General features: G+C 58.6%; 16 protein-coding genes and 2 pseudogenes. 6 read left to right on the forward strand and 12 right to left on the reverse strand.

Annotated elements, in window-relative coordinates; all coding sequences use genetic code 11:
* Positions 1-191 precede the first annotated feature (191 nt).
* Positions 192-1,160 carry a glycosyltransferase family 10 domain-containing protein gene (locus NKI50_RS25620; RefSeq protein ID WP_352717955.1) on the forward strand — a complete coding sequence of 323 codons (969 nt, stop codon included), beginning with the start codon at positions 192-194 and terminating at the stop codon, positions 1,158-1,160.
* Positions 1,161-1,297: 137 nt separating this feature from the next.
* Here NKI50_RS25620 and NKI50_RS25625 read toward each other — a convergent pair whose 3' ends face one another.
* The 5 genes and pseudogenes from NKI50_RS25625 to NKI50_RS25645 form a co-directional block, all read right to left on the reverse strand.
* Positions 1,298-1,654, reverse strand: a complete 357-nt coding sequence (locus NKI50_RS25625) for a hypothetical protein (protein WP_023722001.1) — start codon at positions 1,652-1,654, stop codon at positions 1,298-1,300.
* Positions 1,655-1,737: 83 nt separating this feature from the next.
* Positions 1,738-3,804, reverse strand: coding sequence for a carbamoyltransferase family protein (locus tag NKI50_RS25630; protein ID WP_352717957.1), 2,067 nt, complete (start codon positions 3,802-3,804; stop codon positions 1,738-1,740).
* A gap of 1,044 nt (positions 3,805-4,848) precedes the next feature.
* Positions 4,849-5,260: pseudogene (locus NKI50_RS25635) on the reverse strand (type II toxin-antitoxin system VapC family toxin); the annotation flags it as partial.
* Positions 5,257-5,541 (reverse strand): type II toxin-antitoxin system prevent-host-death family antitoxin, encoded by a 285-nt coding sequence (locus tag NKI50_RS25640; protein WP_502900382.1) that lies wholly within the window; start codon positions 5,539-5,541, stop codon positions 5,257-5,259. The pseudogene NKI50_RS25635 and the gene NKI50_RS25640, both read right to left, overlap by 4 nt.
* A gap of 64 nt (positions 5,542-5,605) precedes the next feature.
* Positions 5,606-6,655 (reverse strand): site-specific integrase, encoded by a 1,050-nt coding sequence (locus NKI50_RS25645; RefSeq protein ID WP_502900383.1) that lies wholly within the window; start codon positions 6,653-6,655, stop codon positions 5,606-5,608.
* A 382-nt stretch (positions 6,656-7,037) separates the two neighbouring features.
* Here NKI50_RS25645 and scpB point away from each other — a divergent pair.
* A pseudogene (gene scpB, locus NKI50_RS25650) lies at positions 7,038-7,382 on the forward strand (SMC-Scp complex subunit ScpB); the annotation flags it as partial.
* A 311-nt stretch (positions 7,383-7,693) separates the two neighbouring features.
* Here scpB and NKI50_RS25655 read toward each other — a convergent pair.
* The 7 genes from NKI50_RS25655 to NKI50_RS25685 all read right to left on the reverse strand — a co-directional run bounded on the left by NKI50_RS25655 (position 7,694) and on the right by NKI50_RS25685 (position 12,870).
* A complete protein-coding gene (locus NKI50_RS25655) occupies positions 7,694-8,467 on the reverse strand; it encodes a hypothetical protein (protein WP_352717961.1) in 774 nt (257 codons plus the stop codon).
* On the reverse strand, positions 8,464-9,882 hold the full coding sequence (gene dgt / locus NKI50_RS25660; protein ID WP_352717963.1) for a dGTP triphosphohydrolase: 1,419 nt from the start codon (positions 9,880-9,882) through the stop codon (positions 8,464-8,466). Before dgt ends, NKI50_RS25655 begins: the two co-directional genes overlap by 4 nt.
* An 83-nt stretch (positions 9,883-9,965) precedes the next feature.
* A complete protein-coding gene (locus NKI50_RS25665) occupies positions 9,966-10,088 on the reverse strand; it encodes an AbiH family protein (protein ID WP_352717965.1) in 123 nt (40 codons plus the stop codon).
* Positions 10,089-10,095: 7 nt separating this feature from the next.
* Complete coding sequence (locus tag NKI50_RS25670; protein ID WP_352717967.1) at positions 10,096-10,590, reverse strand: hypothetical protein; 495 nt, start codon at positions 10,588-10,590, stop codon at positions 10,096-10,098.
* Entirely contained in the window at positions 10,590-11,165 is a 576-nt protein-coding gene (locus NKI50_RS25675; protein WP_352717969.1) for an AAA family ATPase, read from the reverse strand. The genes NKI50_RS25670 and NKI50_RS25675 overlap by 1 nt, the downstream gene beginning before the upstream one ends.
* Before the next feature lie 14 nt (positions 11,166-11,179).
* On the reverse strand, positions 11,180-11,770 hold the full coding sequence (locus NKI50_RS25680) for a 3'-5' exonuclease (protein ID WP_352717971.1): 591 nt from the start codon (positions 11,768-11,770) through the stop codon (positions 11,180-11,182).
* On the reverse strand, positions 11,761-12,870 hold the full coding sequence (locus NKI50_RS25685) for a radical SAM protein (RefSeq protein ID WP_352717973.1): 1,110 nt from the start codon (positions 12,868-12,870) through the stop codon (positions 11,761-11,763). The genes NKI50_RS25680 and NKI50_RS25685 overlap by 10 nt, the downstream gene beginning before the upstream one ends.
* A 250-nt stretch (positions 12,871-13,120) precedes the next feature.
* On the opposite strand from NKI50_RS25685, the gene NKI50_RS25690 reads away from it, so the two are divergent.
* The 4 genes from NKI50_RS25690 to NKI50_RS25705 form a co-directional block, all read left to right on the forward strand.
* Positions 13,121-13,813, forward strand: a complete 693-nt coding sequence (locus NKI50_RS25690; protein WP_352717975.1) for a hypothetical protein — start codon at positions 13,121-13,123, stop codon at positions 13,811-13,813.
* Positions 13,814-13,839: 26 nt separating this feature from the next.
* Positions 13,840-15,783: an ATP-binding protein gene (locus NKI50_RS25695; protein ID WP_352717977.1), complete on the forward strand. Its 1,944-nt coding sequence runs from the start codon at positions 13,840-13,842 to the stop codon at positions 15,781-15,783.
* 8 nt (positions 15,784-15,791) lie between these two features.
* The gene (locus NKI50_RS25700; RefSeq protein WP_352717979.1) at positions 15,792-17,717 is read left to right on the forward strand and encodes a hypothetical protein; all 1,926 of its coding nucleotides are present in this window, start codon (positions 15,792-15,794) and stop codon (positions 17,715-17,717) included.
* A gap of 237 nt (positions 17,718-17,954) precedes the next feature.
* The coding region (locus NKI50_RS25705) for a transposase (protein WP_352717981.1) at positions 17,955-18,412 on the forward strand (458 nt) is incomplete at its 3' end.

Consider the following 18,412-nt stretch of genomic DNA (forward strand, 5'->3'; position numbering starts at 1 on the left):
GAATGGCGATGAGTACCTTCACGAGTGAAGGGATTCCCGCGGTCTTAGAGATGAGTTGTCGAATGGCGCGAAGTCGCACAGAATCGTGTGTTTGATATCGATCAGGATCGCGAGCTATTTCAGGCGCAGAGAGGTCTTGCGCCCGAACAAGTTGCTCCCGGTCCAACGGAAGTGAATGGGGTGGAACTGCTTTGTCGGCCAAATTGTTGACGGAACGTCCGGCGCCCATTGTTGCTACATGTCTGGATTCTTGGGGCAATTTGGATGATGCAATCCACCATCTCACTCCAAAGGGGACTGGAATCTGGAACAATGTCGCTTTTGTACGCACGACATCCTTCGCGCCCGATTGGCATATTGTCTTTAACTCTGCTTCTCTTTTTGGGCTCCCTGTTGATATCGAGGCGAGCCCAAACAGGATAATTTTTGCAATCGGCGAACCGCCGACGAAAGCTCATCGCGCATTTCATGAAGGGCAGGGGAAAAATACTATCATCCTGACGTCTGACGCAGAGCTGGCTGCTCGGCAGAATGCAGGGCGCCGATTCGTATTGTCTCCACCTATCACTCGGTCTTGGTCTGTAAACAAGACATATGACCAACTTCTGGTCAGCGAAGTCGTGGACAAGCCGCTTCGGCTCTCATGGATTACCAGTAACATCGCCCTGCTTAAAGGGCATCGATATCGGCTGGCGTTTCTGGAACGGCTGAGAGAGGAGCTCGATTTTGACCTGTTCGGCCGAGGTTTTCGGCTGATTGGAGATAAATGGAACGCACTCGCACCTTACCGTTACAGTATAGCTTTCGAGAATACTCGTGCTGATTACTATTTTACAGAGAAGCTTATGGACTGCTTCGTTGCTGAAACAATGCCGATCTATTACGGCAGCCCGGCAATCACGAGGTTCTTCCCTTCGGACTCAATGGTTCTGATTGACCCAGAGGACAAGAACGTAATCCAAAAAATTCAAGGAATCATTAACTCGGACCTGTGGAAGGAGCGTCGCGGCGCAATACTAGAGGCGAAGCGGTTGGTTCTCGAGAAATACAATACGTTTGCTTATCTCGCGGGCTTCATCGAAAGCGTTCAGGATAAACCGTTACCGCCGGAAGTTATACACATCGGTTCGCCTGCGGTCGATTTTGGGAGAGACGCATGAAGTACTCCAACGCTCGCTTCGTGTGCCCGGCGGTTGGTGGTCTGGCGAGATCGGTACGGAACGCTCGGCGGAGAATGCCTACCTGCGCAGACGGGCCGGCAGGGCGCACGAGGTCATGCGCCCCCGGCCGCCGCTGATCAGACGAACTGGGGAAGGCCAGGAACGGAATTGAGGACCTCGTCCACGAGTTCGTCGCCGGCATGTTCCTTGGCGAAGGCGATCGTCTCGTTGGCGAGGGCGGCGATGTTTAGAATGCTGAGACCCTCACTCATCAATTGCTGGCCGAGCCCAATGAGGCCGCCTCCGTCGTCTGGGTCGTCGCCATGATACTTCGCCACTAATTCCGAAGCTCCGGGAATGGCCTCGATCATGCGCGCAACGGGACCGTCGGCCGCGTGGCGTTGCAGGAAACCCAGCATTAACCCAACGGCCTTCTCTGCGAGAGCCGGGCCGATGCCGGCACCAGTGGCGATGCGCGATAAGAATTCTTCCATGGCAGGGTTCCTCTCTCTTTAATGAGGTTTACACGGGGCCGGGCCGGCGCCCAAAGCGCCGAGCTTGGATAGCGGCATCGCTATCACGCTGAGAGCCCGTTATGCTGGTCCAGCGTTTGATCGCAGTCTTGATCCATGCGAGCAGCTTGTGAGGGATGCAACCGAACGAGGCGCTGCTCCCACAGTCGTCGCAGGCCCTCCATCAAAGCGTCACGCTTAGCCTGATCCGGCGCAATTGTATTGAGGAGATCTCCCAACATGGCTTCGCCCTCAATCCGCATCAGCAGATTAAACAAGTCGTGTGAAATTCGCACACTGTCACTGCTGAAGTGGGTCGTGCTGATCTCGCAGTGAGTCTCCCGACGATCTGGCGCTTTGTAAGCGCGGGTTTGATGGAGGGACACATAGGGCGGCAACGAAACCGCAAGCGCAGTCCAATCCTGCAGCGTTGCAGCCCGCTTTTTTACCAGGAAGGGCCCGACCACAAGTCCATCCAGCTCTGTCGTCAGAAAGGTGGCAATCGCGTCTGCAACCGAATCCACGATCGGTTCGGCATTGTTGTTAAAGGAGGTATTGAGCAGAATTGGAGTGCCTGTGCGCTTCTTGAACGCATTGATGACCTCCCAGTACGCGGGACTGGCGTTGCGCGATACTGTTTGCAGGCGAGCGGTACCGTCGACGTGCGTGATGGCACCGAGCAAGGCGCGCTTTGAGTCACGCACGCGAACGACGAAATTCATGAATGGAAATTCGTGCCTACCGTCCGGGAGGTCGAAAAATTCGCTCGCATCCTCCTCCAGCACAGATGGCGCGAAGGGCCGATAGCCTTCGCGCTTCTTGACCATCGCATTGATCCGGTCCTTGTTTGCGGCGGGCCGAGGGTCGGCAAGAATGCTGCGGTTGCCCAGCGCACGTGGCCCAAACTCCGAACGACCCTGCACCCAGCCGATCACGGCGCCGTTGGCGATCCAGTCGGCTGCACTGCTTGCCACGTCATCAGAGCGTTCAACCTCGAGATGTCCGGCCCATGCATTCAGTTCCTGTTGCACGGCGCGCTCGCTCCCGAGATCAGGACCCCAATAGACCTCCTGCAGTCGCTCACACGGCGCGGGGCGGCCCATCTCGTTAGAGACTATCAGCGCAGCTCCCAATGCGCAGCCAGCGTCGTGAGACGCGGGTTGCACGAAGATGTCTTCGAAAAGCCCTGAATACAGCAGCTTACCGTTCATCGTGCAGTTGTGGGCCACCCCCCCCGCCAGGCACAACCGCTTCATGCCGGTGGCCTCACGGTGATGCCGGAGAATGTGGAACACGATCCGCTCAAGCGCTTCCTGCAGTGACGCACTCACATCTCGATGCTGCTGGGTGAAGGGCATTCCCTTTCGCCTGACCTCGATATTGCGGAGCAACGCCGGACCGATGCGGTCGAGGTGAACACGGTAGCCACCGCCGTTGGCGGAGAGCTCGTAAAACTGCTCGAAGAGCTCGCGATAGGGAGCGGGGTCGCCGTAGGGCGCGAGTCCCATTACCTTATACTCGTCGAACAAGCCGTAGCCGAGATAGCGGATCGTCTCGAGATAAAACAGCCCAAGAGAATTGTTCTCGGGAAAAGCCTCGAGTTGCGTAATTTCTGTGCCAGACCCTACCGCCACGAGGCCCGATAGGAAATCACCAGAGCCATCAATCGCTAGAATGAGACTTTGTTCGAAGCCCGACATTGCAAAGGCGCTCACGGCGTGCGCCTGATGATGACTTACGAATGAAATACGCGAACTGTTCAACTTAGTGCCGAACTCACGCGTTAACAGATCCTGCACCAACGTTTTAGCACCCAACGGAATGGAGAGAATGTCCGGGTGGGATGCGGACATACCTTCAAGCATGGCGTTGGCATAGGGCTCGCTGGCGTAGAGCGCGACACGATCAATGTCGTTGAGCTGAACCCCCGCCGCTGACAGACAGTATTGAATCGAACGAATTGGGAGCTTGTTGGAGTGTTTCATCCGATTGAGGCGTTCCTCTTCGACGGCTGCTATCACCCGTCCGTCTCGGACGAGCACCGCGGCGCCATCGTGCATAAAGGCGTTCCGAAGCTCGAATCGGTTTTCATGGATTTGGTCAAGTCCGCCGCTAATTCCTAGACACAGCATTTCTTTCTCCACATAGTGACGGGCAAGCCAAATTGGCCTGCCTCCGTTTCCAACTAAATAGGCCGCATTGTCGCTTGCAGCTGCAACCGCCTGTCAGGCATCACCGGCATCAAAGAACGCCTCATAAGGGGTCCGCCTGAATCAACATGAGATGCTTCGATCGTGGCGCCTGCCGTTCCATGACGCCGAGAGTTTGGCTGGATCCGAATCTTGAGCGGCTGCTGACTTGCATGCCGGCGATGCCGTTTTCATCTGCAGCACGAACGTGTGACGCGGAGTGCCTGTATCCTGCGAAGGGGCGGCTGTTGACGAATAATACCGCGCCGTGAACTGGCCCGATTTCATTCCCCGAAAGACCGTCGCACAGGCGAGTGACACGTGCTGCACTGTCCGCCTGCTTCCCGGTCGCACATCCGATAACGCCTTCGCTTGTGCAGGAGGCCGCATCGCGTCATGCGTCGGCCAAACATGGCACCGACTGGAAGCACGGCAATACCGCGTAGATGTAAAGTGCGCTGATGTTGTATGGTAGCGCTGCCGGCCGGGTCTCCAATCCGCTGCCCAGACGAGCCGACCATCTGCCTGCGGCAATAAGCCTGTCACAAGCAGAAACGCGCTGGGCAGCTGGCTCCCTGCAAGACTTCGCAGCTCAGGAACATTGAGGGACGACTAGCGTCGAACCGCCGACATGGTCGGCCAGTTGCAACTCATTTCTCGGCACGACCTCCACTGCACGTCAGGGCGCATGGAAGATTTTCTCCTTTGGATGGGTGATCGGTGCGGGATGTGCTTCTGTCCATGCAAGATTTCCGAAGAGTTATGAAATCGTTTGTTTCGATCAAAGTCATCCACGCTATGAATAGCTGCCGGACATGCGCTTCGAAGGGCTTCAGGCTTCCCGGATGGCTACTCCGATTTGAAGCGCGTGGCATTCCATGCGCTCTGTCACAACATTTTTCAGCAAAGGGTATGAGAGCAAACCCACACTTCTTGTTCGAAAGTCGCTTCGCGCATTCGGGATGTGGTGCTGGGCGATTCACGCATCCACGAATCGAAGAGCTCTATTCCGAAGCCTTCGAAATCCTTCGGATTACGCGTTACCAGAGTGAGCCCTGGGCAATGGCTGTGGCTGCGATCAATCCGTCCATTGACGTCAGCACGCGGCCGCGGCGCTTCGCAAGACCAATCAGATCGCGCAGGCCAGGGCAACCGGCTCGTCGACGGGGAGGACTCTCTGCTCTAAAACGCTAAGGCAGGTCTCGGGCAAGCCATTCGGCCAGCGCCTCACGCTTCCGACCTCGCCCATGAGAGCAACGCCGCGCCGGATTTCGGCGATCGAGACCACGCTGATGAACGAGCGATCCTCGTCGAGCTTGTCCAGCCATTCCAGAACGCGTGCGTCCGGCGCCGGCCTTGTCACCTCGGACAGGATATTCGTGTCCAGCAGTAGCCTCACAGCGGCAGATCACGCGGTTCATCGCGTTGAGGCTCAAGGTCGAGTTCCGCGCCGCGTAGTGGCGACTCCAGCAGAAACTCCTCAAGCGTACCCTTGCGCACCGTCTTGCGTTGCCATTCCTCGGCGGAGACGACAACGAGGCTTGGCCTACCGTTGCGCGTAATCGTTTGCGGCGCCGCCTGCGCACGCTCGATGATTTCCCACAGCCGCGCCTTGGCCCGAGCGACGGACCAGTTGGCATCCTCTTTTGGAGCAGACTGCATTCTGGCCTCCGTGACCATTGTGACTATCGTGACTACATAAAAATGACTTAGTGACCGTGACAGGGGAGGGGGGGACTTTTTTCTAGAGCCCGGACGCCTTAGTGAGATTGACGCGAAAGCGATCGCGCCGACGCTGGTATTTACGCGTCATTTCCGCTGAGGTATGGCCGAGCTGCTTTTGCACATAGCGCTCATCGACTTCGGCTGAGGAGGCCAGGCCTGCGCGCAACGGATGGCCCGCGAACTTTTGCTGTCGTTCGCCTTCCGACAAGTCGCCGCGGACGCCGGTGGCCAGCGCGGCACGCTTGACCAAGCGGGCCACCTCCTGATCGTTCAATCGCTCCGCGCCGACTGCTTTGCCCTGTCCTGTGACACGCCGAAACAGCGGCCCGTGGGCAATGCGGGCCAGCTTGAGCCAGGTCTGCAGCGCAACCACGGGGCAGGTGGCGTTGGCGGAGCCGCGGCCGATTTCGACCTCGCGCCAGCCCGTCTTGCCACGTAAGGTTACCAGAGCGCCTTTGTCGAGAATCTCGACCCAGCCACGGCCGTCATCCGTCTGATCCCTGCCGACGTCGAGGCCGACAATTTCGGAGCGACGCAGGCCGCCCGCAAAGCCGAGAAGCAGCATGGCGCGGTCGCGCAAGCCGCGCAGGGTGCCCCGGTCGAGCGTCTGCAGCATGGCGATCAGGTCTTCGGGAAGTATGGCCTCCTTCTGCACAGACGGTTTTGCGTGGCTCTTACGGATGCCGGCGAGCACGGTGGCGATATGGCGGTCCTTTCGATCGAGCGGCTCGCCACGCTGCGTATAATTCCAGGCCAGGGAGGAGAGACGGCGCTCGATCGTCGCCACAGAGTTTGGTTTCTTGTCTCCTGTGACCTTTCCGGATGCACAGGCGGTGATGTAGAGGCCGACGATCTGCGGATCAGGTGGCAACACCTCGAGATGCTGCCGGCGCGCCCAGGCGCAAAAATGCTTCCAGTCGGATGCGTAGGCGCGCCGCGTGTTGGCCGAGCTCGCCGCGTCCACATAATCACGCGCGCGATCGGCAAGACGCTCCAAGTGGGCCGGCAGGCCGGGTGCGGGCCGAAGGGCATGGAAAGGCGCCTCGTCCGACGCTTCGCCGCGGCCCATCTCGGTGCTGATGATGTCGACGACGTCGACTATGTCAGGCATATCGTCGGTGTTAGGCACAGCAAGCCCAGTCGACGGCTGCGTGGACGAAACCTCCTCTTCCGGCCTCCTGCTGTGGGACGGTCCGGAGGCTCGCCGGGCGCGATTTTTCGGCTCCTGCTCGACGAAAACGGTCATTCCTCTAGAAACAGCAAAACGAATGATAATGCAAGATTATCGTTCGTTTTGTATTTTCGACAGGCGCAGCGCTTTCTATCTTTCTATGCAATTCGATTGCTAAAGCGCCGCCATGATTCATCGTGCTTTCGACGATTCTGCGTCCCAAGCCCTCCCCGCGCCACCACGCCGCGCTTGCCGCTGCCTCTTCGATCGCGCCGATGACTCCGAGGTGCTCGTGCTGATGTGCATCGGACACTTCCAGCCGATCACCCGCGCCGAGTTGTCGTCTTTCTTCGGCAAGGAGATCAGTCGCGATTTTATTGATCATCTGCGCGGTGCCGGCCTGATCGCTTCCGGTCCGCGTAGCCCGACGCCGGGCGCGCCCTACACATACGTGACGACAAAAGAATTCCTGCTGGAGTTTGGGCTCGATACGCTGCGCGATTTGCCGGATTTTGAGGCGCTCGAAGATGCCGGGTTGCTGTCGAAGGAGAAGCTGTTTGCTGGTGACATCATGCCGGACTTTGCTGGCCTCCCAGAGGATATCGGAGTCGAACTCGACGAATAGTCCCGGCGTCGTGTGTGTACGCGTTGTCCGAAATAGAACCTCAGATTTCGGACAAAGCCCTCCGGCATCAGCCCATCAATTCGCCGATCTGCGGTCTTCGCACGAAGTGTCGACTCCAAAAGGCGATATCGGCCTCTAAACTGTCGCGCCGGCAGGATGGCGCGCGGGCGTTCGTTTGAGAACACATCGGGCGAAGCATTCGAAAAAAAAGGCGCTTTCGCTGCAGATCCCCAGACGGAATATCATGGAGTGTACCGAGGCCGCCTGCACTCACCGTGTGAAATGAAAGCGTCAGGCCAGGCTGCCGCTATTCAGTGGGCGGTTCCTGAAGCTGAGGCACCATATCCTTGAGCGATCTTGCTCCTGACGTCCTCCTTCGAAAGGCAGTAACGAAGCACGTCGGCGCCTCTGAAAGAGGTAAGCAGCCCATCGCCATCTTTGCGGTTCTCTTCCCGGACGAGGCTGTCGAAGCCTTGGTCAGTCAGGTGACGCTCGATGAATGACCTCAGCCTCGGCCCCGCCTCTACGTTCCACAGCAGCAGACGGCGTACTGCCCGGTATAAACTGCCCGTAACGGACGGATTTGGCTCCAAGCTGATTTCTATCCGCCCGCTGCGCAGGTGGTCGAGATAACTGTCGGAGCATATGACCTTGCGCTCCTTCAGATCGTAAAGGATCGCGTCACAGTCGAAGAAGGTGCAGTGGGCGATGTCTTCGAGTTTGTGAACACGGGCGTGCCCCGCTCTTGAAGCCCAAGTCGTCCCTAGAGCCCAGAAATCTAGTTTCCAGCCTTCGGCGTAAAACGAGAAGCCACCATACTTGTTGGGTTCTGCGCCGCATTGCCGGGCGAAACTGGCCACGGCTCCGACATCACCTTCGATTACCAAGTCCACGTCGGAGTGGAAACCATCCCGGCCAGCGCGCGCTAAATCCCTTACCATGCCGCCTACGATGGCAACCCGCTCGAACTGAAAGAAGAACTCCGTCAGAACTCTTCGCAGCCTTACGTTCGATTCCGACTCTTCCCTCCACAGGAAATCGTCCAGCCGCCGCTTGATCGCTCGCTTGTTCGTGGCGACCTTCACCCTGGTATTTGCCTTACCTGCGCCCATAGCTTCAACGCAAAGGAATTCGTCATACCCGACACCATGTCCGTTAGGAGCCTAAGCTCCCTGTACCGGACGGCAGCCGAATCCTTTGTATCATATTTCGGTCGGCATGCCTCCTCGATATAATTCGGACTCACAAGGGACCACCCGTATTTCGCAACCGCGCTCGTGCGACGTGACGAAATGTCTTGAAAGTCTTTTCTTTCAGAGATCGCGCGCCAAAAGAACGACATTAAGCCGTCTAGAGCCGAAGCGCCGATGGCTTCCATCTTCAAAACCGCCGTGTTGCTAAACGCGTGCTTCCTGGCAACGCTCTTAAGCGCTTCGCAAAGAGGGATCGCGTCCATCAGAGGCTTCTCGTGGGTGAAGGAAAAAATTGCTTCAGACGCGTCGCGGAAAGCAGCGCTCGCGCCTTGGATCAGCTCCTCGATGAGGAAGGCCCGAAGATAGCCGATCTTGATATCGCGAGCCACGTCAGCGTCACGGCCGCTGTCATGGACTTTAGTGAATCGAATGCCCGCTTCGACGACCGCCTGTGAGGTGCTGCTCCTGGGATCGTGCATGAGGATAGTCAAAACGTCGTCCGGCGAGATTATCTTCTTCTTCATGACGTCGTCTACGTCGAGAATGCTGTAGGCGATGTCGTCGCAGGCCTCCATAATCCAAGTGAGAGGATGCCGCTGCCCTTCGGACAGCCCGGCCTTCGCCCGCACTCCCTCAACGATGGCGCTCTCCGATTCGAAGTATCCCACCTTCTTGTTGGACGCATGGCTCTCGTCGAGGTTCCGGGCACCGACCGGATACTTCAAGAGCGCCGCCAGCGTTCCCGCGGTTAGGTCGAGTCCGACGCGGTCCACGTGGGTCTGAAGCCTGGTCACAAGTCGAAACCCTTGAGGGTTCCCGTCGAACTTCAGAAACTCAGTGCGTAGGGCTTCTGCTACTTTTTCCTTGTCGAGCTTCTTGGGCCTTTGCTCGGAACCGTGAGAGTCAAAAATCCAGTCTTCCCGGACCTTGAACCAGTAGCCGATGGCGGCCTCACCCTGATGTCCGAATGGAGGATTGCCGAGATCATGTGCAAGGCCGATCGAAGACAGGATTGGTTCGACGACCGCATGCAAATCCGCGCCGAAGATGTCCGTCGTGCTCGCATGTGCAATCCGCGAGCCAATAGACCGCGCGAGGTTCGCGACTTCATGCGAATGCGTGAGCCGGGTGCGGACGCCATCGTTTTCGTCCATCGGCCAGACCTGGGTCTTGTCCGCCAGCCGCCGCACCGGCGTGGAGAACAGAAGGCGGTCGTAATCCTGCTGGAAATATGACCTCCAGCCGCGGGGATCTCCGTCTGACAAATCCTTCTCGCGAAGGCGGCGCGCTGACCAGATTGTGTTCATCGTGGACCTCCCGGTTTCTGAAGGCAATAGACGTAGGCGCGGACGAATGAAAGCTCGACACACCACGATGTGGCTGATCCTACCTATCGGGGGGACGAGGTCTGCGACGACCATGGATCGGTTTTAGGGCCGAAGGCCAAGTAGCTGGACTTGATGCCATGATGCAGATCGAAGCCGTTGCCGACGATGTAGAGGCGGTTTGGCATCCTGGGCCTATCCCTCGGACAAGTCTCGGCGCCTCTTTTCAGCTATCAACGCGCCGATGGTATTTTCCTTCGCACCGCCGACCTTCCTGGCATCGTCGAGCAACTTGCGCATGCCCGCGAACTTTCCGGGAGGGTTGGCGCGAGCCTGGGTGTGCTCCGTCAGCCAAGCCTCTAACTCGGCTGCCGTCGCTTCCTCAATGGCCTTGCGCGTGAACGTGACTTTTCCATCTGTCCCGGCGCCCTTGACGACGATGGTCTGGCGAATGCCGCTGTAACCGCTAAAAAGCTCGGCTTGCCCAGGAAGACTCGAGCCGCTGCGGCGCGCTGCAACGTCGTTGACGACTTTGGTCAGCGCCATGTTCTCGAGTTCGACGCTTGCTGCTGCGATTATGTCGGCGTGGTCCCGTCGCAGTGTTTCGATCAGGGCCTTCGTCCTGATATCCTTGCCATCCACGGCTTTAATGATCCTGTCGATGGTGTCACGAACATCGATTAAGGACATCAGGCATCTCCCGTTCTACAGTGGACGAGGGCGGCTCCGACAGCGTCCCTCAAGATCTCGTCAGCGTTCCCAGAAGTTAGTTTGAGGGCAAGCGGTCGGTGACGGTCGATGATGGCGGTTACGTGGCGCGCAGCGGCCAAGCGGAAGTAGGCATCCGGGTCACGGTTTGGATCCAACGGGATGGCCTGGTCGAGTACGGTGACGATCAGCAGGTCGTAGCGCGTGACATGCGCGGCGGTGATTTCGTTCAACTCGGCGAGCCTGACTCCGTCCATCTCTCTCCTCGATACCTCTAGTGCGGCGTTCAAGTAACCAAGGGCATCTGGTACCGGTCGGTCGACGAGGACAACGTCATTGCGCAGTAGCGCCTCGGTCTCCTGGCGTATTCCTTCGGTCATGATCCAAAGGGTGCTCTCGTAAGTATGCCCGGTGAGAATCGGAAAACCCAGGTTTCTGGCCTTAGTGGCAAGGTCGCCGATCCTGCCCACTAGGAGCCCCCTCGCTTCGATCGCTTCGGCGGCCCTGGAGACGAAGGTCGATTTGCCGGTCGAGTGCGTACCGGCGATGCCGATCATGAAAGGTAGTGTGCTCAAAACAACGCTCCTTGTCGCTTATCTAGGATGTCGGCGTCCATCAGCACGCGTTCGCGGTCTTTCTCGGACACGGAGGTGATGAGCTCGATGAAGAGGAGGGCCGTCAGTACCGTGTCGAACAGAGCCGAGTGGTGTCGTCGATCGGTCAGTCGCTCCGCCTCCGCCGAGAGTCCCGTCGCCCGCCCCAAGCTCTCCAAACCATACGACACCAAGCCAGGGCGAATGATCTTTGCGAGCCGGAGCGTGTCCACCGCCATCGCCGGTTGCCAGCAAGGGATCGAGCGCGAGATGATCTCGAGCTCCACCCTCACATTGTGGCCAATGATTCTGCGCTGATCGGTCCAGGTCACGATGTCGGGGGCGATATCCTCGATAGTGGGCGCGTCAACGACATCTTCATCCGTGATTCCGTGGATGCGGGTTGCGCTGGGGGCGATCGGTTCCTTCGGCTGGACACGCCATTCCCATCGCCTTGGACCAAGCTGGAGATCGGCGATCGACGCGATCGCGAGCTCGATTATTTCTGGCGGTTGACCACCGTTGCCTTCGACATCGATTGCGTAGAACGCCTCGTGCTCTAGTCCCATCCCACATTCGCCCTTCCATGCCAGCCAAGGTGATGAGGCTGGGCCCGATCGTGAACCTGATAATTGAGCGAGTGCTGCATAAAATAGCGTTGCTGCTCGACGCTGCCCGCAACCTCGATCTTCCGCTCGTCAATCTGGATGGTGGACGCGTCCAAACCGGCGGCTGCGGCGAGCGCGGCCACGAAGTTCGCTTCGGGTCGTATGTGCGATCTGCCGCAAATGGCCGCCTGCGCGGCCGGGCAGATGTCGCAGATCTCGCGGATGCCGTAGTGGCCGTTGTAGTCGGCCATGCCGTGGGCGAACGCGACGGCGCACGATGTCTTGCGAAACAAGGGCCGAGACCCGAAGGCGTCGATGATCTTGCGCTCCAGTTCGCGGGGCATGATTTTCCTTCGGGCAACCGTGTCGTACATCTCTGGCACCCCGGCCGCCTCGAAATGCGCCTTGATCTGAGCCCGGTAGAAAAGCCCCGTAAAAGCGGTGGCGTCAGCTAACGCCGCCAGCTCAACAGCACGACGCAGGAGTGGATCGGTGTCGTTGACACCCGCTATCAATGGTCTCCAGTACAGGACAGTTTTCGTGCGCATCTTGTGTTGAGCAAGTGTGGCAAGCGATCTCTCCGCAATCCCGCTATCCACTGGCTCGATGCGCCCGTCGCCGATCCCCGACCAAGTAATCAAGACGGTGAGGCGAAGGTTTGATAGCCGCTCGAGGCGAGCAACGTCCTTATCGGTTACGTGCCAGCGCGTTATCACCAGCACTGGGTTGGTTAGCCCTTTCGCGTCCAACGCCTCAAGGCAGGCGAAAAGGTGATCCTTGACGCCCGGCAAGAACGGATCTGTCGCTCGGTTGAACAACTGCAGCGGCGTGTTGTGGCTACGGAATGCCCAGTGACCGAGCAAGGTCTCCACCGCCTCCTTGTCCGACATGACCAAATGCGGCTTCTTCATATCATAGTTGTCGAACAGATGTCGCACACAGTAGCCGCAGTCCAATGGGCAACCCACCACGTGGTTTAGGCTTAGACCGGATTTTCTGTAATCGACAACTTCTCGAAGTATTTCTGGCAGAGACTCGCCGGCCATACGCAGTTTTACCAATTAAGCCTCCACCCGAGTCGTCGAACTGTGAGATTGTGCCGAAGGGGTTGCAACGTACACTACTGCTTAGAAAATAGGCAATGATTCCGATACATTTGCGCCGCACATCCATCGCTTTTTAGGGCAAGGTCCTGTGCACGAGCATGGATCAAACGTTTCGCCCTGAGTGGACACTGGATTCTGAAGAAAAGAAAGAAATTGTTGTTCAGTCAGGGTATCGTTGGTTCGGTTGATTTCGAGGGGCGAAACTGTGACCGATCTAGCTGCCGAGGGGGACGTGGACGATGCACCGACCGGGCCGTCCTCGTCGATTGTTTCTGGCACACGACACCGCGATGCGCTGCGACTGCTCTTTATTCTCGCAGGCGGCGGTCATGAGACGACGACCGCGATCGATGCTGAGGTCACGCACGTCTTTCAGAGCGAAAAACGGCTGATGGCGATCGATTTCCTGGTGAGATATCCCGACTACCTAGCCGATGCCCTCCTTGATCAGTTCGAGGCGTCGGGAAACTCCGATCTCATCGACGCCGCTGACAGGATATTCATCGACGACGAGCCTTCAGTAAGGACGGTCAGCATGGTGCGCTGGCACTTCGGTGCCTACCAGAAGATCGAATCCGCGCTTGCGACGCTGCATGCATACGGCTTCGTCCGGCCGATGAAGCTTGTGAAGGACGGCGAAAACAGGCGGTACGACTACTACCTCTACCCCAAGGCCTTCGCGTTCCTCGAAACCGCCGTGATACAGGTACCTGCGCTGGCCTGGTACCGTGACAGGGTTGCCCTCGCTATACGCGTGGCCGCGGCAAAGAGTGGATCCGAGCTCAAAGGGTGGCAGTATGACCACGAGGAATACAGCAATACCCCTCGCGGCGGCGTCATACCCAGCATCGCCGTCAAGGTTAAGGCGCGACTGGACAAACTGAAAGAGGCCCGATGATGAGCGCGTCTGCAAAATCGGCCCCAATGGCCACCGAAGGCGAGTGGCTGGACAGCATAGCTGCCGCTGCTTCATGCGAGCGGCAGGGTGTTGAAGACGTGCTTCGGCAGCATGGCATCAAGGCACAGTCCAGCGTTCCGCGTGCGCGTCAGGTGTCGTTCACTTCCGTGTCTTTCGCCGGCGTGAAGGAAGAGACCGACGCCGACGGTCCCTTCTCATTTGACTGGTCAAATCTAGGACAGGGGCTATGGGCGGTCATGTCCGATCTCAACCTCCGGGGGAAGTCATCGGTAATGAACATCCTCCAGGCGGCGCTGCGGGGCGATTTTCCCAGCGACATCAAGCCTGACGTCTGGCGATGGCTGTCGCGTGTAACAGTCGGATTGATGATGGATAGCGTTCACTACCGGGTGAGCGTAGAAAAGCTTAGCGGTGGCGAAGATCCGGATGGAGCGAAAGCTGCTCTGTCACGACTGAACCGCGACGAGTGGGTACCCCTGTATGAAGGTGGCATCGCGGGCCTAAAGGGTCACGTGGAAGCTCTGTTCATGGAGGAACTTGGCTTTTCCAGGCTTCAGGCAGTCAATGAGGCCGGAACGCGTTACGAACATAGCTGGCCCGCAGTCGCCGCCTGCCTGTCGATCGGCGGAAACGCCGAAAGCAAGGCGCTTTTCGGCGAGATAATATACGACGCGCTTCCCCAACGGCTCCTGCAGCTCTTTATCGGCATGCCCTGGATCTCGACCCTGACGGCGATCTCTGCAGCCAAGAAGGTGATGACTTCCAGCACGCCCCGTGGTTTCAGCGACCCGTTTGCGCCGCTGAAAGCTCGTATAAAGACGGCAGACCAGGAACTGGCAGCTGCGAGGAAGGAGACGCCGGCTGCCGCTGGCCGTACGGACGTCCGCAAGCGGATGGCCACGTTGGACGCGGAGCTGGTCGCGAAACAGGAGACTTTGTCGGCAGATCGATCGAAACTGCAGGAACTGGAAGAGCGGTACGAACGCACCCGGACGGAGAAGCTTGCCCAAGCGCGACTGGTACAGGAACTTCGGGACGAGAAGGATGCAGGCTACGTGTTCCGCAATCTCCGGCCCGAACGCTGCCCCGCATGCGAGGCGGATTTTCACGATCACTACGTCCATGCCGATGACGGTAACTGTCCATTGTGCAAGACGACCATCGTCCTCGAGGACGGCGCAGCGGACGACCGGTTGACTGAGGCCGACAACAACCTCAAGGACATAACGACCGCTCTGCAGATCGTTGCCGCCGAATGGAAAGCCGCTCGACGATCCGTTAAAGATTCCGAGAAAGCCCGAGACGCTGTCGCCTCAGAGCTCTCGGTGGTTCAGGGTCAATTTCGTGACCGGCGCGACGATGTGGAATTGCGGATTGCAGAGCTGGAAGCCACCATCAGGGAACTGAAGGCGCTGGTCGGCGAGGAACCCCAATCGCAGGATGCAGGTGGTGGCTTAGACAAGGCAATCCTTGACGCCGCTGAAAAGAAGACGAAAGCCATCATTGAAGACTTTCAGAACGAAGTGCTGGCGGATGTTTCCAAGGCCGTCATGCGCCTGTCGACGCGGTTCGGCGTCGGGAACCTCACCGACGCGAAGCTCAATGGCGCCGGTCACCTGAAATTGATTCAGGGCGGCGCCGAGACTTCTTTTTCCAAGCTGACGAAAGGTGAGCGCCTTCGCGTAAAAATCGCCGCCGCGCTCGCTGCGGTGGAAGTCGCCAGGGAACGAGGGCTCGGTCGCCACCCGGGCCTTCTGCTTCTGGACTCCCCCAGAGCTGAAGAGGTCGTGGATACCGACTTCCTGGAGATGTTGAAGAGCGTGTCCAAGGTTGCGACCGAAATGGGCGGAGTTCAGGTCATCATGGGGACGATACATCGACCGGATCTCGATGATGTTGTACCTGGCTCACATCGGCGGCATGCCGTCGGCAGCGCATACCTTTTCTAGGCGACGCCATGTCTGATGCAGATCATCTGTCCGCCGCCGTGAGGCAGGCGAGCGAGTTCGCTTCGCTCGGTTTCGACCAGGAGCAACTTCTGTCACTGGTCCGGCGGGCCAGCGACGGACCGGAAGCGAGCGCCTTGTTCTTTTGGCTATGTGCGCAACAAAGCCACGCGCCGGCAGCGAAGGCTGCAGCGGAGTTTGCATCCGCGACCCGCGACCCCGCGACGATCGCAGATATTCTCGATCAAATGAAACCGGCGGCTTTGGGTGATGACCTGCGCCGAAGTCTGTGGCACGCCTTTATGGTTCGAGCAGAAGATCGGCTCTCCAGTTACGGACTTCGCGGCCAGGCCCTGCACGGCGCATTGCTACTGGCACAGGATCACAAGGCGCTTTTGCTTCGCCTCAAAGGATCACTGGCCGACTTAAGCCTGGACGATGACCCGCATTTCCTCCGCCATGCGGCCAGAATTTTGGGGGTGGTACTTGCCCACTCCCCAGAAAACGAGTTTCGGGAAAAGCTGGCTGGCCTAATTGACGTGGAAGAGGCGTCGGACGAGGCCGCCATGGAGTTGGGTCTGGACGCGTTGCGTCGGGGGCTGGATTCAACGACTTCTGAAGCCGCCGGGCTCGCCTTTGAGGAGGGGGTGGCCTGGTTCCGAAAAGCGATTGCCGCGAGCGAGGATCGCGCGGATGCCGAGCTTTATGTCAGGTGTACCGAAATCCTGGTCTCGGTGCATCTGAATGGGTTTGACGGGTCCCACAGTGCCGAAATTCCCGAACTCATCGAAGCCGCATTCCGCTATTCAGCGGTTCTTGGGGAAGAACAAGAGCACGCGAAACCCTCCTGGCTTGGGTCCCAGTCGGCCGAACGTCTCCATTGGACCTTGCTGGCCGCCAAGCTCGGCACCTTGGATGCCACGTTGAATAAGAAGGTCTGGATGAATGTGGCGCGGGTGGTCGAAGACGAACTGCTGGCGCTCTACCGATCCAGCCGCTCGATCCTGCTGGCAGACAAGGACGGCGGTCTGGATCTCATCGTAAGGCCCGAAATCTCCGCCGCCCTGTGGACGCACCGTCGCCACTTGGATGGTCTGGACCAATGGGTCGAGGAAAACGAGGGCACACCCGATCTGCCCGACGCGGTAGCCATGAGGGCGGCGGTAAATCGGTCCAAGGAGACCGGCCTTCTACACCGCCCTTTTCACGCGGAGAGTGACGGCCGTGAGCTCACCGCGATTCTGGACGCCGGCCAGGTGCCGTTGGGAGCCCGTTCCGGCATAGCCGAACGCCTTCAGGCCGCCGTGCGCGACTTGTCGGGCGATGAAAATCCTATCGTGGGTCAGGTCGTGAATGGCATACTTTCCGATATGGTGCGGAACCCACATTATTCCGGGTTTGCCGCCGCCAGATCCCTTTTTACGGCCGTGCTCATCATGACGGTATTTTTCCTGCTGCACCGCCAAGAAACCGGACTTTCCAGCGATCCCGATGCGGAATACCTGTTCGTGAGGCGTCCAAAAACGCTGCCCCTCGAGAACGCAATCCAACGGGATTACTTTCGGTTTTTGCGCGGCTCCAGCCTTCGTGATCATGTGAATATGGAAGTGCGCGATTCAGGATCCGGGCGCGCTGACGTCTATTTTTCCGCCCGCGGCCTGCACACCGTCACCGAGGTCAAGCGCAGTCTGACAAACCGTGACCTCCCGGGTCTGTTAAAAGACCATGGTTTCCAGACTGCTGCGTATCAGACGACCAACGTCTCGTTCGCATTCCTTCTCGTCCTCGATCTCTTCGATCGATCCAAGGGCCTTCAACCTCACCTAGAAAAGCAGATTTCGCTCGGATCGAAGACGCCTCAAGGGCAGGACACGTCGTACGATGTTGTGGTCATGCGCGTTCAAGGGCAACGCAAGGTACCCTCCGCGATGGGATAATGATCACCCAAACGGCTTCATCCCCACATCTGTCTCGCTGGTGCAGGCACACCAATCAACGTGCTACGGAACCTTTCGACCTCCTCCAACGTCAGCTAATCATCAAGCAAATGCCGATAGTGTGCTGAAGGTTCTGCAAAAAGTTTTGGAGAGAGAACGGGGCTTGCTCTGAGGGGCGAGCGGCCATGGCACGGTGGTGACGTTGCGATCACCGATTCCCGTGGAAGGGGAAGTGCCATGACCAATCGAGACGTTAGACTGAGCAGAGGCGAGTTGAAAGCGTTGCTGTTGTCGGATGAGGACGGCTTTCGCCAGGCATTGCAGAGTGTCGTGCAGGAGGTTCTTGAAGCCGAGATGACGGAGGCGATCGGGGCCGAGAAAGGCGAGCGGACGGCGGAGCGGACGAGTTACCGGTCCGGCTATTACGAGCGCAAGCTGGTGACGCGGGTCGGGGTGCTGGAGCTTCGCGTTCCGCAGGATCGGGCTGGCCGGTTCTCGACGGAGTTGTTTGAGCGCTACCAGCGTTCGGAGAAGGCATTGGTGTCGGCGCTGGTCGAGATGTACGTGCAGGGCGTCTCGACCCGCAAGGTGAAGGCGGTGACGGAGGAACTGTGCGGCCACTCTTTCTCGGCCTCGACGGTGAGCGAGGCGACGATGCGGCTGGATGAGGCGCTCAAGGCGTTCTTCACGCAGCG

The organism is Mesorhizobium sp. M0563, from assembly GCF_040321065.1.
Taxonomy (GTDB): domain Bacteria; phylum Pseudomonadota; class Alphaproteobacteria; order Rhizobiales; family Rhizobiaceae; genus Mesorhizobium.